Origin of the sequence: Pseudomonas turukhanskensis, from assembly GCF_027922365.1 — a bacterium.
GTDB classification, from domain to species: Bacteria; Pseudomonadota; Gammaproteobacteria; order Pseudomonadales; family Pseudomonadaceae; genus Aquipseudomonas; species Aquipseudomonas turukhanskensis.
This window is the reverse complement of sequence record NZ_BSFN01000003.1, coordinates 256,712-272,503: the sequence shown is the minus strand read 5'-3', so window position 1 is coordinate 272,503 and position 15,792 is coordinate 256,712. Positions and strand designations below refer to the sequence as shown.

The window sequence follows — 15,792 nt, the reverse complement described above, 5'->3', positions numbered from 1 at the left end:
AGCAGCTAATGGACTTATGTACGCAGGTCGAAGCGGTCGAGGTTCATCACTTTGGTCCAGGCCGCCACAAAGTCTTTGACGAACTTGGCGTGCGCGTCCGCACTTGCGTACACCTCAGCCAGCGCACGCAACTGGGCATTGGAACCGAAGACCAGGTCGACGCGGCTAGCGGTCCATTTCACCTGCCCGGTTTTGCGCTCACGGCCCTCGTACGCGTCTGCCGAGGTCGGCTTCCACTCAACGCCCATATCCAGCAGGTTGGTGAAGAAGTCGTTGGTCAACGCGCCCGGTCGGGTGGTGAACACCCCGTGCTTGGCATCGCCCACATTGGCACCCAGCACCCGCAACCCGCCGACCAGCACACTCATTTCCGGTGCGCTGAGGGTCAGCAGTTGGGCTTTGTCTATCAGGAGCTTTTCCGCAGACACCGTGTAATGGCCTTTGAGGTAGTTACGAAAGCCATCGGCGATAGGCTCCAGAAAACCGAAGGACTCCACGTCGGTCTGCTCTTGAGTAGCATCCATACGCCCGGGCGCGAACGGCACGGTAACGGTTTGCCCGGCGGTTTTTGCGGCCTGTTCGACCCCGGCATTACCGGCGAGCACGATCAGGTCGGCCAGGGAGATTTTCTTGCCACCGACCTGCCCGCCGTTGAATTCGCCTTGGATGCGTTCCAGCGTGCTCAATACCTGCGCCAGTTGTGCCGGCTGGTTGGCTTCCCAGGACTTCTGCGGTTCCAGGCGCAGACGGCCGCCGTTGGCGCCGCCGCGTTTGTCGGAGCCACGGAAGGTTGAGGCGGCCGCCCACGCCGTGGAAACGAGCTGCGCCACGGTGAGGCCGGATGCCAGTACCTTGGCTTTGAGGGCAGCCACGTCGCTGTCGTCTACCAGCGGGTGATTGACGGCAGGAATCGGGTCTTGCCAGAGCAGTTCTTCGCTCGGCGTTTCCGGGCCCAGATAACGGGCCAGCGGGCCCATGTCGCGGTGGGTCAGTTTGAACCAGGCGCGGGCGAAGGCATCGGCCAGTTCTCCGGGGTTTTGCAGAAAGCGGCGGGAGATTTTTTCGTAGATCGGGTCGAAACGCAGCGCCAGGTCAGACGTCAACATGGACGGCGCGCGGCGTTTGCTCGGGTTGTGGGCATCGGGAATCTTGCCGGCCCCGGCACCGCCCTTGGGTTGCCACTGATGGGCGCCGGCCGGGCTTTTGGTCAGCTCCCACTCGAAGCCGAACAGGTTTTCGAGATATTCGTTACTCCAACGTGTTGGCGTGGAGGTCCATGTCACTTCCAGGCCGCTGGTGATGGTATCGCCACCCTTGCCACTGCCGAATTTGTTGCGCCAGCCCAGGCCCTGTTCTTCCAGGCCGGCAGCTTCCGGCTCCGGGCCTACGTTGTCGGCCGGGCCTGCGCCATGGGTTTTACCGAAGGCATGGCCGCCGGCGATAAGGGCTACGGTTTCTTCGTCGTTCATGGCCATGCGGCCGAAGGTTTCACGAATGTCTTTGGCCGAGGCAACGGGGTCGGGGTTACCTTCGGGGCCTTCGGGGTTTACGTAAATCAGGCCCATCTGCACAGCCGCCAGCGGGTTTTCCAGGTTACGTTCAAGCTCGCGGCCTTCCTGTTCGGGGCGTTTGGCAGGCTCTGCCACCAGATCGCCCTGGCCTGGCGCTTCCACTTCTTTGCTGGCCTTGCCGTAGCGCTTGTCGCCACCGAGCCAGACGGTTTCGGTGCCCCAGTACACGTCTTCGTCCGGCTCCCACACATCGGGGCGGCCACCGGAAAAGCCAAAGGTTTTGAAACCCATGGATTCCAACGCCACATTACCGGTGAGCACGATCAGGTCGGCCCAGGAAATAGCGTTGCCGTACTTCTGCTTGATCGGCCAGATCAGCCGCCGCGCTTTGTCCAGGCTGACGTTGTCGGGCCAGCTGTTGAGCGGGGCGAAACGTTGCTGGCCGGAACCGGCACCGCCGCGGCCATCGCCGGTACGGTAGGTGCCAGCACTGTGCCAGGCCATGCGCACGAACAGCGGGCCGTAGTGGCCGAAGTCGGCTGGCCACCAATCCTGAGAGTCGGTCATAAGTGCTTCGAGGTCACGTTTTACTGCGGCAAAATCCAGGCTCTTGTAAGCCTTGGTGTAATCGAAATCTTCGCCCAGTGGATCGGACAGCGAGGAATGTTGGTGGAGGATCTTCAGGTTCAGTTGGTCGGGCCACCAATCTCGGTTGGTGGTGCCACCGCCGGCGGTGTGGTTGAACGGGCATTTCGCTTCAGTCGACATTGTGTTCTTCCTTAAGGTCGATTCATCCAGCTTTCGGGCGGTGAAAGGCGCGAAAGCCAGGGTGAGTTCAACGGCAATTGGGGCGGGCCTGGGATCGTTGCCGCTTCTGGTGCGGCAGGCGAGGCTCTGTGTCCCCTCATCAGGTTGAAGGCGCCGAGAGGCATTCGGCGTCAGAGCAAGACTAGACGCCTCTGCACAGAGTTCTAATAGAGTGAATGTGCTGAGTTGATAGCCTGAATCTGTCAAAGCTCCATGGCGGTTGCCGGGCGCGGCCGGGCCGTGGCCTGGCCGCGCCCGATGGCGGGGTCAGAAGCTTAGACGCCACTGCGCTTGCCAGCCGTGGTTACGACCATTGCTGCCGATCTCGCCGGTATAACCCAGGCCCAGGCTTTGAGAGGGGCTGAGACCAAGGTCCAGCCCACCTTCGAGCATCAGGCTGTCGCGGTCGAGGTTGCTGCCATACACCTCAAAGGCACTGCCGCCGGAAACGAAGCGCTGGCGGGCGATGATCTCGGTGTCGCCATAGGTGTGTCGCCAACCTGCCGCTGCGCGCGGGGTCAGGCTCATGCCATTATCCAATTGGCGCAGGCTTGCCACCCGAAGCCCAAGCGTGGAGGTCAGGTTGTTTTGTTGTTGCTCTTGGACATACAACGATGCCGCACCGCCCTTTTCTGCGTAGGCGTCGCGTTGGTAGCGTTGATAGCTGAGGTTGATAAAGGGCTCTTTGACGAGACGAGCATTGGCGGTTTGGTAGGCGAATTCGACGAAGACTTGCTGACCGCTGGCATCGAAATGCCCGCGCGGAGTATCACTGAAGTTGTTGTAGTCAACCTGACGTTTACTTGTGCCTTCGTGGTTGCTGTAAGCAAACCCCATGCGGGTAGCCAGCGGACCATAGTGGTGCCAGGCATAAGCGCCCAGATGGTAACTTTTCATCGCGCCGCTCAGGTAGTCGCCGGCGTCCAGGTCGGTTTTCGAGTAGCCGCTCACCACCCCCATGCGCCAGGCATCGCCTACGGGCCAATCGGCCCCCATCAGACCGCCTGACGTGCGCTGTTTCAGGTCGCCTGCATTGTCTTCGCTTTCAAAACTGCCCTGACTGCCCAGGGCCTTGAACCACACCCGGCCTTCGCCACGCGGGTCGTGCGGCCCACGGTCATTGCTCACCGCCATTGGGGCGTCGCCGTGCAGCACGGCAGGGTGCAAGCTGTTGCCGCGGTTATCGCGCTGTTCCATGGCCCTCAGAAGGGTGTTACTCACTTGTGCAGTGCTGGCCAGCATGGCCGCTACCCGACTGGCGCTGGCGGCTCCGGCCAGTTGCTCCAGGGCGAGGGAGGCCGTTTCGTGGTCAGTGCTGAGCAGGTGGTTGATCAGCGTGTCGGTGTGCGTGCCCAGGCTGGAGGCGACATTGATGCTGCTGCGGCTACGAGCCACCGACACGATACTTTTGTCGTTGCGCTCAAGTTCGAGCTCCACCGAATCGGCGTTGTAAATCAGCTTGGGATTGAGGAAATACAGATTGCTGCTTACGCCCAGAAACTGGCCGTCCACTCCCCCCTGCGCAGTCAAAATGGTGTAGACGGTACTAGGCGCATAGTGACCGGCCCCTGCGGCCACATAAACACTGCCCCCCTCGATACTGGCAGTGCCTTTGACCTCCACCAACCCGGCCTTGCCGTCGGGCCCGGCAGCCACGTAAAACGTGGAGAGCCTGGCCATATCAAGGTCGCCGTTGATCTTGAGTCGGTCACTGGCATTTTCCGCGCCGAGCATGCCGGCTGCTTTCACCGCTACCGAACCGACGGTACCCGTGCCGGAAAGCGTGCCACCGGAGTTGACGGTAACGCTGGAATTGGAGAGATCACCGTTCACGGTCAGTTGGCCATTGTTTACGCTGGTGGTACCGGTCATGGCACTGCCATCACCGTTATAAATCCATTCACCAACGCCTTGCTTGATCAGATTAAGGGTTCCGCTACCGCTGCCGTCGGCCAGCACCCCATCGAACGTGGAGGTTCGCCATCTGCCAGTATCGAGCGTCAGTGTGCCGTCCTGATTACCGTCGTTAACCACTTTGCCCTTGCCTTCGAGCAATCCCAACAAGACTTTATTCCCGGAGAGCGACAATTTGGTGTCAGCGTCGGCCAAGTTGAACGCGAGGTTGGCGTTAACCAGATCTACGCCGACAAGTTCAATATGACTGCGATCGAAGAAATTCTGTCTACCGCCGCTAATGGCATCGGCAACAGTGATTTTCAGATAACTGTTATCTTTAAAGTTCTGCACACCGGCGCCAATAGCGTTGGCCGCCGAAACAATCAACACGCTGTCATTAGTAAAATTGGCAGTGGTGCCGGGATTAAATGAGTTAGCAATATTGGCAAGTACGGTATCAGTACCAGTGAAGGTAATATCGGCCGTAATTACACCGTCTTGACTGACATCGTGGTCGGCAGCCAGCGCATAACCTGCGATGGCCTGGGTCACCAACAAACAGGCGAGGGTTAATTTGAAGTTACTCATGAACGTTCCTACAGCAATACGCTGATAATTTAGAGGCGAGCATTAACAACCCGGCACAACTTTGCCAAAACGGACCACTTGCAAGCCGGAGTAGCAGAAGCACGCAATGTAGCGAGTCAAAATCGCCACTGTCTATAAGAAGGAAAATTCATACAAAAGTTTAGGCACAGTAAATAATTAAAACTTACATGTTCAACATAAATAAAAGAAAATACTTACTGAACAGTCAATCCTTAAATCAAATAAGGCGAACTAACTCCTACAATATTCTTATCGCATTTGAAGGCTATCCCGAACTGGCTGCCTGCCGTCATATTCCGTAACATCCGCCCCCCGCTTACCGCTCTGTAGTCATCGCCATGAAATCCGTACGCCTACGCGCCGATTTACTCGCCGGCCTTACCACTTCCTTTGCCCTGGTGCCCGAATGCATCGCCTTTGCCCTGGTGGCTCACCTCAATCCGCTGATGGGGCTGTATGGCGCTTTTATTATCTGCACGCTCACAGCCTTGTTTGGCGGCCGACCAGGCATGGTCTCGGGGGCAGCGGGCTCGATGGCGGTGGTGATCGTCGCGCTGGTGGTGCAGCACGGCGTGCAGTACCTGCTGGCCACCGTGTTGTTAGGCGGCCTGATCATGGTGCTGTTTGGTTTGCTGCGCCTGGGCAAGCTGGTGCGCATGGTGCCGCACCCGGTGATGCTGGGTTTTGTGAATGGGCTGGCGATCATCATTGCGCTGGCTCAGTTGGAGCACTTCAAGAGCGGTGACCAATGGCTGAGCGGCATGCCGCTGGCAACAATGTTGGGCCTGGTGGCGACGACCATGGCCATCGTCTACCTGTTACCGCGCCTGACCCGCGCCGTACCGCCGGCGCTGGTGGCCATTTTGGCAGTGGGTGTTGCTGTATTCGTTCTCCAATTGCCAACGCGCACGCTGGGCGATATGGCCCATATCGCCGGCGGCTTGCCGACCTTTGCCCTGCCCGACCTGCCGTGGAGCCTGGAGACCCTGCGCATCATCGCGCCCTATGCGCTGCTGATGGCCATGGTGGGCCTGTTGGAAACCCTGTTGACTCTGAACCTCACCGACGAAGTGACCGAGAGCCGCGGCTACCCAGACCGCGAGTGCGTAGCGCTGGGCGCGGCCAATATCGTCTCGGGCGCCTTTGGCGGCATGGGTGGCTGCGCGATGATCGGCCAGACCGTGATCAACCTGAGCTCTGGCGGTCGCGGGCGGCTGTCAGGCGTGGTGGCCGGGGTGATGATTCTGCTTTTTGTGCTGTTTCTGTCGCCGCTGATCGAGCGTATTCCGCTGGCGGCGCTGGTTGGCGTGATGTTTGTGGTGTCACAACAGACCTTCGCCTGGGCCTCGTTGCGGGTGCTACACAAGGTGCCGGTCAACGACATGCTGGTGATTGTGGCAGTGACCATCATCACTGTATTTACCGACCTGGCCACCGCCGTGCTGCTGGGCATCATCATCGCGGCGTTGAATTTTGCCTGGCAGCACGCGCGCGAGCTTTACGCCGACGCCCACCTGCAAGCCGATGGCAGCAAGTTGTATCAGGTGCATGGCACGCTGTTTTTTGCCTCGGTCACGCCGTTTCTGAACCAGTTCGACCCGGCTGCCGACCCCAACCAAATTACGCTCGATTGTGCGCATCTGAGCTTTGTGGACTATTCGGCGATTGCCGCGCTGAAAACCTTGCGCGAGCGTTACAGCAAGGCGGGCAAACATGTGCGGGTGGTGCATTTGAGCGAGCGCTGTAAAAAGCTGCTCAAGCGTGCCGGGGAATAGCACGGCGTTGGTGCTGATATCTATCGAGGCTCAAGCCTCTCCTACAAAGAACGTGTGCGTGTAGAAGAAGCTTCAGCCTCGACTGCCGTTATTGGCTACCGAACATGGCGGTCCAGTAAATCCCGGCATCGCTTTTCGGGTCCAACGCATAGGCAGCACCCAGTTCGCGGTACTGCGGGTTCATCAGGTTGGCGCAGTGGCCGGGGCTCGCCAGCCAACCGTCGAGCACCTTGCGCGGGCTGTCGTTGCCAGCGGCAATGTTTTCGCCAATTGCCTGCCCGGCGTAGCCGGCCAGTTCCGCGCGGTCGCCGGGGGTGCGGCCGTCGCGGTCTTTGTGGTCGAAGAAGTTGCCATTGGCCATGGCCCGGCTATGGGCCTCAGAGGCGCCGGCCAGGGTATTGTTCCAGCTCAGCGGTGCAGCAGCGGCATAGGCCTGGGGCCCGCATTGGCGCGCCTGGCTCCGGGCGGTGTTGATCATTACCAGTAGCTGCTGACCCTGGCTCTGCCAGTCGCCCATGCGCGCGGTGAGCATCGGGCGAGCCAAGGTGATGCGCCACAAATCGCCCTCGCGGCGCACGCCGATATCAACAAATTGCGGATCGAGAATCACCCGGCAGAAACTTTCCTGTACCGCTTTCATGGCCGCATTGCTGTCGCGCGCACCGGCCAGGCTGATGGCTTGCACGTTCACCATCGGGTAGCCGTTCTTGGCCAGTGCGGTCTGCAAGCCGCCAAAACTGTCAGAGCGCAGACGCAGGCGTGGGTCGTCGGACAGCGGCGGTAGCTCGGGCGACGCCTGGCCCTCGCAACGCTGCACCTGACCACGGTACGCGTTGATCGCTTGTACCAGTTGCGATTCGTCATCGGCCCACACCGGTGTGGTGATAAGCACGGAAAAAGACAACAAAGCCACGGGTATAGCGGTTGAACGGACGCGCATGTATCTCTCCCTTGAACGGTGCCCTGAGCAAAGCGGCCTGCCCCATGATCCGCGATTTCGCTTCGCCCGGGGCACTGCATTTTTGCCTACTTATGCGTCAGACGCATAAGCGCATGCGGGTTTATATGACTAATCAGAGCCTGCTTGAAGGGCTAAGGTTCACCCACGCTATGTTTGCCGAAGTGTCGGCGAACCGCACGCCATGCGCCACTGGAGGATGAAATGAAAACACGTACTTTGGGTAATAACGGCTTGCAGGTCTCTAGCATCGGCCTTGGCTGCATGGGTTTGAGCTTCGCTTATGGCCCCGCCGCAGAAAAAGCCGACGGTATTGCCCTGCTACGCGCCGCCGTTGAACGCGGCGTTACCTTCTTTGACACCGCCGAGGTTTACGGCCCGTTTACCAACGAAGAACTGTTGGGCGAAGCGCTGGCGCCAGTGCGCGATCAGGTGGTAATCGCAACCAAGTTCGGGTTCAGGAATGCCCAGTCAGCCGATGGCGTGGACAGCCGCCCCGAGACGATTCGTGCAGTCGCCGAAGCCTCGCTCAAGCGCTTGAAGACCGAACGCATCGACCTCTTTTACCAACACCGCGTAGACCCGGCCGTGCCCATCGAAGACGTGGCCGGCACCGTCAAGGAGCTGATCGCCGAGGGCAAGGTCAAGCACTTCGGCCTCTCCGAAGCCGGCGCCGATATCATCCGCCGCGCCCATGCTGTGCAGCCGGTCGCCGCCTTGCAGAGCGAATATTCGCTGTGGTGGCGCGAGCCGGAAACCACCGTGCTGCCGGTGCTGAAGGAATTGGGTATCGGGTTTGTGCCGTTCAGCCCGCTGGGCCGTGGCTTTCTTACCGGCGCAATCGACGCCAGCACGACCTTCGATAAAAACGACTTCCGTAACCAGTTGCCGCGTTTCGCCGAAGAAAACCGCAAGGCCAATGCCGGCCTCATCGACCTGCTGGGCCGTATCGCCGAAGGACTGGCGGCCAGTCGCGCACAAGTGGCGCTGGCCTGGTTGCTGGCCCAGCAGCCATGGATTGTGCCGATTCCCGGCACCACCAAGCTGCACCGCCTGGACGAAAACATCGCAGCCGCCGACCTGCAGCTGAGCGCCGCCGACCTGGCTGCCATCGATACCGCGCTGCAACAGATTGAAGTGATCGGCGAGCGTTACCCGGCCAGCGTGTCGCGCATGGTGAATCGTTGAAGCATCGGTGACATGCCAACCCGCTACAGTTACCCCTGGTTTGCCAGGGGAGCTAGCGGCGAATTACCGTTGTCCCAACCTTTCAGCCTCAACCGGAGTGCCCTAGATGCTCACCATTGGTTATGCCGCACAAACCGCCAAGTCGCCCTTGGCCCCCTTCAAATTCGAACGCCGCGCCCTGCGGCCTAACGACGTCGCGATGGAGATCCTCTACTGCGGCGTCTGCCATTCCGACCTGCACCAGGCCCGTGATGACTGGGGTTTCAGCATGTACCCCATCGTGCCGGGCCACGAGATTGTCGGCCGTGTAACCGAGGTGGGCAGCGAGGTAAAGCGCTACAAAGTGGGTGATGCCGTGGCCGTCGGCTGCATGGTCGATTCCTGCCAGGAGTGCGATCAGTGCCGTAAAGGCGAAGAGCAGTTGTGCCGCAAAGCCAACACCCAGACCTACAACGGGCGCGACCGCATCACCAAGGAACCCACGTTCGGCGGCTACTCCAAGCACCTGGTGGTGCGCGAGGAGTTCGTGCTCCGTGTGCCGGATGCGCTGGACCTGGCCAAAGCCGCGCCGCTGTTGTGCGCTGGTATCACCACCTACTCGCCGCTGCGCACCTGGAACGTGGGCCCAGGCAGCCGGGTGGGCGTGATCGGCCTTGGCGGCCTGGGCCATATGGCGGTGAAACTGGCCGCCGGCATGGGCGCAAAGGTGACGGTGCTGAGCCGTAGCAGTGACAAAGAGGCCGATGCACTGGAGTTGGGCGCGGATAACCTGCTGGTGTCCTCCGATAAAGACGCAATGAAAAAAGCGGCATCGAGCTTCGATTTGATCATCGACACGGTGCCGGTGCGCCACGACGTATCGCCCTACATGCCGTTGCTGGATATCGATGGCACGTTGGTGATCGTCGGCCAGATCGGCCCTATCGACCAGACTCTGACCATGCCGTTCGTGCTGGGTCGCCGGCGGCTGGCCGGTTCGCCCATCGGCGGCATCGCCGAAACCCAGGAAATGCTCGATTTCTGCGCCCGCAAAAATATCCTTCCGGACTGCGAGATGATCCGCATGGACGAAATTAACGAGGCGTTCGAACGCATGGAACGCTCGGATGTGCGTTATCGGTTTGTGATTGATATGGCGTCGTTGAGCTAGGTTTTTTTCGTTCGCAGGAATCGAGGCTGAAGCCTCTCCTACCAAGGCAACGCAGGCCCGGGTGGAGAGGCTTCAGCCTCGAGCTTTTTCCTGCGCCCTGCCAGCTAAGCGCAGCGGCGCCAATCGCCATTCAATCTAAGCCGCGCCAGAGCCTGAATTAGACTCACCTGATCGCCGCCACGCAGGAGAGCTCTATGCAGATATCCAGCACCAGCAGCGCCCTGCCTCTGTCCACGCAAGTGATCAAAAAGGCCGGGGACGCCGCGCAAGATCCAGCCTCGCCCGTGACCCCGGAGCAGGTGAACACGGCTGTCGACCGCGGTGCTGACCGCGTCACCCTGAGCCAGCAAAGCGCTGATGCGAGCCAAGCGAACCGTCGCGAGGCCGCCTCCGAGGTGTACAGCAACAGCAGCCAGCAGAAGCAACTCGATATCTACCTGGCGGTAGCCACCGAGAGCGACGTTGACGACCAACCCACCCCACTGGAGGTCGCCCGCGAGGTGAGCCAACAGCAACCCCGCCCGCCACTGAACCCGGCGGGCGACTATAGCGACAACTCAGGCCTGGCATCGCCCGGGCAACTTCCGGCTTCATCGGAGCCGACTATCTCTGTACGTGCTTGAGGGCGGGTATAGAGTCAAACCGGGCCGCCGCAGGGCGGCCTCGTTTTGCGTATGCCTCGTTCGCCAGCAAGCTGGCTCCTACGGTCTATCCACACCCCTCCTTCGGCAACCCATCAAACGCTCGCTGCAGTAGCTCGGCTGTACGACGGCTTTGCAGAATGCTGGTGTGGTTTTCGTTGAGCAGGTACAGGCGTGTGGCTTCGTCCTGCGCGGCATTGCTCAGTTCGCTGGTCAGCGGCACCACGCCGTCATTGGGCTCTTCCAGCAGGCGGCTGTTGCCGGTGTAACTCACCAGCATCCATTGGCGGATATGCGCCGGCAGCGGCGTGGCGAACAGTTGTTGCAAGTACGGGCTACCCGGCGCCAGGTCCTTCCACACCGGCACCTCCACCGGCATGCGCTTCAGGCCCGTGGCCGCCGATGGGTGGCCATTCCAGGGTGTGGCCAGGGTGATAAACAGGCACAGGTTGCGGCTGTCGTCAGCGTTGAGCATTTGCAAGGCGCGACGCGCCACCAGGCCGCCCATGCTGTGGGCCATCACATGAAAGCGCGCGGGTTTGAGCCGGCGCTGCACGTCGCGAAGGCCGAGGCTAAGCATATAGGCGCTGTTGTTCAGCGGCACGCCACTGGGGAAGTGGTACAGCAGCAGTTGAAAGCGTTCGGTGTCCAGATTGGCCACCAGCTCCTGCCAGTTGCGCGGCGAGGAGTTGATGCCGTGCACCAGGAAGATCGGCTCCTTGTTCGGGTCCCAGGGCGCGAGCAAGTACAGGCCATAACCCAGTTCGCGCAGAAAGGTCAGAGGCTGCCAGGCCCCCAGTTCGATATTGGCTTGGTCAAAGCGCGGATCAGCGAAACTTACCGGTTGCAGGTAGTTGCGCTGCAACCGCGGCTGCTCGCGGTAGAGCACTTGCAGGTTGAGGTCCACCGCCGGTGCGCGGGCCAGATCGGTCGGTCGGAGATCAATGGGGTTGAGTTCGGCCAGCCGCTCACGGCTGGCGGCGTCGGGCTGTACATGCAGCATCATGCTTTGCGCTTTCGGCAGCCACTGGCGCGGCTCGTCTGCGTCGAGGGCAAAGTTGCCGTTGTGATCATCGAACACCAGCAACTGATACTGGCCTGGCGCCTCGGTGAAGTAGAAGGTTTCGCCAAGCGCGGCAATGCGGTAACGCACCAGATTGCCCTGCGCGTCCAGTAACGCCACTAGGGCGTCGCGGCCCGATTCGGTGCTGTTCAGCCGCCCGGCGATCAGCACCAGGTCTTGCCGGGCTTGCTGCATTTCCTTGTCCAGCTTAAACAGCCCGCAGCCGCCAAGCGCGCTAAGCAGCAGCCCCAGCAGCACATACCTGGCAACCATATCGGCCACCCCTTCCCTGACCATGACCCGCTAGAGCCTAGTGGGGAATGCGCCATATGCGAGGGCGATAAGCGGTGCAAAAAAGCCGTGGGCAATGCCGGCGCGGGCTGGCTATGATCGGAGCCCATGAACAGCGCCTTTCCCATTCGCCAACCTTGCCCGCCGGGCGCCTGCATCTGCGGGTTGGAAGCACTGCGCACGGCGGTGGATGCCGACCTTCGCATCGTGCGGTTAACGCGCATGGAAGAACGCAAACTGCTCGAACGACTGGAGCGCATTCAAAGCCTGGCCGACCTTGAGCATATGTGCCGCCGCATGGAGGAACAGCTGGGTATACGCCTGGAGATCGGCCCCGGTTTCAATGAAGTGCGGACCATGCGTGGTATTGCCATTCAGGTGCATGACTTGCCCGGTCTATGCCGCAAAACCCGCCAAGCCATTCCCGCAGCTATCCGCCGGGGCATGGAACAGACCCCGCAGATTGCCTTTGATTTACTCAACGCCAACGACTTGTTGCGCGACGCTTAAAGCACCGGCCCTACACCTGCCGGCCGGAGGGGGCCAGCGCAGCGGCCAATGCGTCCAGCAACGCACTGACCTTGGGCAAGGCCTCCCGGCTCCTGAGCCACACCAGATTCATCGGCAAACCATCCATGGCTAACTGCGGCAGCACCTGCACCAGGGTGCCTGCCTGCAATTGGTCTTTCACCAGCCACAGCGGCAATTGGGCGATGCCATGTCCGGCCACCAGGGCAACCACCTGGCCTTCGCCGTCGCCTATGGCGATGCGCCCGGGCAATACACGGCGTTCACGGTCGCCGGCGTGCTCCCCGGAAAACAGCCATGGGTTCACCCCGCCGTCACTGCGGCCATAGACCACGCAGCTGTGCCGTTCCAGATCCTGCTCGCTCTGCGGCTCGCCATATCGGGCCAGGTAACTGGGGGCGGCGCAAAAAATCAGGCGTTCGGCGCCCAGGTAACGGTGCCCGAGCGCGGCTGGCCAGACGTCCGAGCCGCCAATGCGCACGAGGATGTCGATGCCCTCTTCCACGGGGTCGACAAAGCGGTCGGAGAACGACACGTGCGGTTGCCACAACTCATGCTCGGCAACGAAATCGAGAATCACCGGCAGCACATGCAACCGCCCGTAGGACGCCGGCAGGTCGATACGCACCTTGCCGCACGGCTCGCCATGCTGGGTGTGCAAGGCTTGCTCGGCTTCCTCTAGTTCAGCCAATACCGCCGTGCAGGTGCGATAGAAATCACTGCCGGCCTCGGTGAGCGACAGGCGCCGCGTGGTGCGTTGGAACAGACGGGTATTCAGGCGTGCCTCAAGCCGCGCAATGCTCTTGCTCACCGCCGAACTGGTGAGGTTCATGCGCTCGGCCGCCGCGGTAAAGCTGCCGGAATCGGCCACGCAAACAAATACATCGATGCCTTTCAATCGTTCGGACGCAAACATGGCGGGCCTCATTAAGGAATTCAGTTCACAGCACTTTGGAGAAAGTACCGCAAATAGGAAGCTAATTCGCCAATAAGCTTGCCGTCTGAATTTCTGTTGAGCAATGTGCCATGACTACTTCCACCCTCACCGCCACGGACGTGGCCGCCCCACGCGCGGGTTTGTCGATTTTGATTCTGGCAATCGCCGGCTTCATTATTCTGACCACCGAATTCCTGATACTCGGGCTGTTGCCGGCCCTGGCCCGCGACCTGGATATTTCCATTCCCCTGGCTGGCCAATTGGTCACCCTGTTCGCCTTTACCGTCATGCTGTTCGGCCCGCTGCTGACGGCCAAACTGGCGCACCTGCCACGCAAGCCGCTGTTCGTGTGTGTGCTGGTGGTGTTTGTCGCCTCAAACGCATTGGCCGCCCTGGCGCCCAACATCTGGGTACTGGGCGTGGCGCGTTTCATGGCGGCGCTGTTCTTGCCGGTGTTCTGGAGCACTGCCAGTGAAACGGCGGGGCAACTGGCCGGGCCGGGCAACGCGGGTAAAGCCGTGGCGCAAGTGTATATGGGCATTTCGGCGGCGTTTGTATTCGGCATTCCGCTGGGCACGCTGGCGGCGGACTCACTGGGTTGGCGCGGCAGTTTCTGGTTGCTGGCCGGTTCAGCCCTGGTAATTGCCTTGCTGATTCACTGGCTGCTGCCGACCATGCCGGCCGCGCCCCAGCAGGCGGCCGGGGAAAACCAGAGCGCCATTCTCAAGCAACCGCGTTTTCTCGCCCATGTGCTGCTGTCGACGCTGGCATTTACCGCCATGTTCACGGCTTACACCTACCTGGCCGACACCCTTGAACGACTAGCCGGCATTCCGTCCAGCCAGGTGGGCTGGTGGCTGATGGCGTTCGGCGCCGTGGGCATGCTCGGCAATCACCTGGGCGGCAAAATGGTCGACCGCAATCCGTTGGCGGCCATGGTGCTGTTTCTGCTGCTGTTGGCCGGCGGCATGCTGGCGACTGTGCCGGCGGCTGGGCACACGCTATGGCTGATTGTCGCGCTCACGGCCTGGGGCATTGCCCATACGGCGTTGTTTCCGATTTGCCAGGTACGGGTCATGCAGGCCGGTGCCAGCGCTCAGGCATTGGCCGCGAGCATGAATATCTCTGCCGCCAATGCGGGGATCGGCCTGGGGGCCATTTTCGGTGGCCTGGGCATTCGGCATTTCGGTTTGCAGAGCCTGGGGGTGATGGCAACGGTGGGCGCCGTCGCGGCCGTGGTGGTGGCCCTGCTGATGATGCGCCGAGCTCGTTAAACAGAGAGCTGGCGGTCAGCCTTCGCCGATTTCGTTCTTGCGCGGTGCCTTGCGCACCGCCACCACGTCCACTATGACCAGCCCCATTCGCTTGAGCAGCGCGTCGAGAAAATGATGGCCTTCCATGCTTGGCATCGGGTCGCCTTCTTCTATTTCCTGGGCAATAACCGCGAACTTCACCGCCAGCATATTGGGCACCAGGCGCGTGGAGATGTACGCCGTGCGCGGGTTGCCGTAGCGGGTGTAGAAAATCTTCGAGTCCACAGTTGTAGCTGTCCTTAAGCGGGCGTCCTGCCCTGCTACGTTTGAAGCCAGTTGGAAACTACGCGCCAAAGGGCCAGGGCGGCGCAGGGGAAGACTAGCAGCAGAATGTTGCATGCCAATAGCCCTAGGCGCCACACCGGAGTTGCCCCTCAACTCCAACCAGCACGATGTACCGAGCCCCATTTTCTTCATGCGATTTGCAAGGCCTCCACAACCCTATCGTGCAATTTGCTAATGGCAAGCTGATTGCAAAAGCTCTGGAGCCCTCGATTTCTCTGGAATGGCGCACGATCGAAAAATTGGCACGCTCGCTGCTCTATCTCCAGCAACGATTAAAACCCCGATGGAGCGGTGAAAATGAAATATCCAGTCAAGCACCTGTTCAATGCCTTCCCGACCTATGAAATCACCTTCAGCCCGCGTCCCGACACCTCGGTACTGTTGACGCTGAAAAACGCCCGCGAAACCTTCTCCAAGGTGATTGAGCCGGCGATGATTTTTAACGAGAAGATGGTTGGCCGCCTCATTCGTGAGCTGCGCCGCGACATGAAAATTGCCAACGGTTCGCTGAGCTTGAACACCGAACAAGGTGCCTTCCTGGCTAACCGCGCAAATCAGGCGGCACAAGCCCAGCGTCAGGCTCAGGCGCCGAAGCAATGGCTGAGCGCCTGAGGCGCTGTTGAAAGCCCCTTACAAACCGGCCGTCCAGGCCGGGCACTCTCAGGGATGAGTGCACCGCTCAGGGATGAGCTCGATGCTGGCCCTTCCCTTGCGGTGGTGCTCCGCACTCTTGTGTATTGGTTACTACGCGGTTGATTACTACGTGAAGGCTTACTGCACGCAATTTTCTGTGCCGGTTACTGCGCGCGATTGAACCTGAACTTAAGTTCCAGGCCATGC

Annotated in this window: 13 protein-coding genes; 7 read left to right on the top strand and 6 right to left on the bottom strand. The window is 60.6% G+C overall.

Features of this window, described 5'->3' with window-relative positions; all coding sequences use genetic code 11:
• Window positions 1-14 precede the first annotated feature (14 nt).
• Window positions 15-2,279, bottom strand: a complete 2,265-nt coding sequence (gene katG / locus PKE98_RS07635; RefSeq protein ID WP_271194668.1) for a catalase/peroxidase HPI — start codon at window positions 2,277-2,279, stop codon at window positions 15-17.
• Window positions 2,280-2,585: 306 nt separating this feature from the next.
• Window positions 2,586-4,802: an autotransporter outer membrane beta-barrel domain-containing protein gene (locus tag PKE98_RS07630; RefSeq protein ID WP_271194667.1), complete on the bottom strand. Its 2,217-nt coding sequence runs from the start codon at window positions 4,800-4,802 to the stop codon at window positions 2,586-2,588.
• Window positions 4,803-5,161: 359 nt separating this feature from the next.
• Here PKE98_RS07630 and PKE98_RS07625 point away from each other — a divergent pair, with 359 nt between their 5' ends.
• Window positions 5,162-6,598, top strand: a complete 1,437-nt coding sequence (locus PKE98_RS07625; protein WP_271194666.1) for a SulP family inorganic anion transporter — start codon at window positions 5,162-5,164, stop codon at window positions 6,596-6,598.
• An 88-nt stretch (window positions 6,599-6,686) separates the two neighbouring features.
• Here PKE98_RS07625 and PKE98_RS07620 read toward each other — a convergent pair whose 3' ends face one another.
• Window positions 6,687-7,538 carry a CAP domain-containing protein gene (locus PKE98_RS07620; RefSeq protein ID WP_271194665.1) on the bottom strand — a complete coding sequence of 284 codons (852 nt, stop codon included), beginning with the start codon at window positions 7,536-7,538 and terminating at the stop codon, window positions 6,687-6,689.
• A 222-nt stretch (window positions 7,539-7,760) separates the two neighbouring features.
• Here PKE98_RS07620 and PKE98_RS07615 point away from each other — a divergent pair, with 222 nt between their 5' ends.
• The 3 genes from PKE98_RS07615 to PKE98_RS07605 all read left to right on the top strand — a co-directional run bounded on the left by PKE98_RS07615 (window position 7,761) and on the right by PKE98_RS07605 (window position 10,517).
• Window positions 7,761-8,744 (top strand): aldo/keto reductase, encoded by a 984-nt coding sequence (locus tag PKE98_RS07615; protein ID WP_271194664.1) that lies wholly within the window; start codon window positions 7,761-7,763, stop codon window positions 8,742-8,744.
• A 106-nt stretch (window positions 8,745-8,850) separates the two neighbouring features.
• Entirely contained in the window at window positions 8,851-9,894 is a 1,044-nt protein-coding gene (locus tag PKE98_RS07610) for an NAD(P)-dependent alcohol dehydrogenase (RefSeq protein WP_271194663.1), read from the top strand.
• A gap of 194 nt (window positions 9,895-10,088) precedes the next feature.
• Window positions 10,089-10,517: a hypothetical protein gene (locus tag PKE98_RS07605; RefSeq protein WP_271194662.1), complete on the top strand. Its 429-nt coding sequence runs from the start codon at window positions 10,089-10,091 to the stop codon at window positions 10,515-10,517.
• An 85-nt stretch (window positions 10,518-10,602) separates the two neighbouring features.
• Here PKE98_RS07605 and PKE98_RS07600 read toward each other — a convergent pair whose 3' ends face one another.
• Window positions 10,603-11,871, bottom strand: a complete 1,269-nt coding sequence (locus tag PKE98_RS07600) for an esterase/lipase family protein (RefSeq protein WP_271194661.1) — start codon at window positions 11,869-11,871, stop codon at window positions 10,603-10,605.
• Between the two features lie 126 nt (window positions 11,872-11,997).
• Here PKE98_RS07600 and PKE98_RS07595 point away from each other — a divergent pair, with 126 nt between their 5' ends.
• The gene (locus tag PKE98_RS07595) at window positions 11,998-12,399 is read left to right on the top strand and encodes a hypothetical protein (RefSeq protein ID WP_271194660.1); all 402 of its coding nucleotides are present in this window, start codon (window positions 11,998-12,000) and stop codon (window positions 12,397-12,399) included.
• Between the two features lie 10 nt (window positions 12,400-12,409).
• Here PKE98_RS07595 and PKE98_RS07590 read toward each other — a convergent pair whose 3' ends face one another.
• Window positions 12,410-13,333 carry a LysR family transcriptional regulator gene (locus tag PKE98_RS07590; RefSeq protein ID WP_271194659.1) on the bottom strand — a complete coding sequence of 308 codons (924 nt, stop codon included), beginning with the start codon at window positions 13,331-13,333 and terminating at the stop codon, window positions 12,410-12,412.
• A gap of 110 nt (window positions 13,334-13,443) precedes the next feature.
• Between PKE98_RS07590 and PKE98_RS07585 the strand changes: the two genes are divergently transcribed.
• A complete protein-coding gene (locus tag PKE98_RS07585) occupies window positions 13,444-14,628 on the top strand; it encodes an MFS transporter (RefSeq protein WP_271194658.1) in 1,185 nt (394 codons plus the stop codon).
• 15 nt (window positions 14,629-14,643) lie between these two features.
• Here PKE98_RS07585 and PKE98_RS07580 read toward each other — a convergent pair whose 3' ends face one another.
• The gene (locus tag PKE98_RS07580) at window positions 14,644-14,892 is read right to left on the bottom strand and encodes a hypothetical protein (protein WP_271194657.1); all 249 of its coding nucleotides are present in this window, start codon (window positions 14,890-14,892) and stop codon (window positions 14,644-14,646) included.
• Between the two features lie 357 nt (window positions 14,893-15,249).
• On the opposite strand from PKE98_RS07580, the gene PKE98_RS07575 reads away from it, so the two are divergent.
• Window positions 15,250-15,564 (top strand): DUF3509 domain-containing protein, encoded by a 315-nt coding sequence (locus PKE98_RS07575; protein ID WP_271194656.1) that lies wholly within the window; start codon window positions 15,250-15,252, stop codon window positions 15,562-15,564.
• Window positions 15,565-15,792 lie beyond the last annotated feature (228 nt).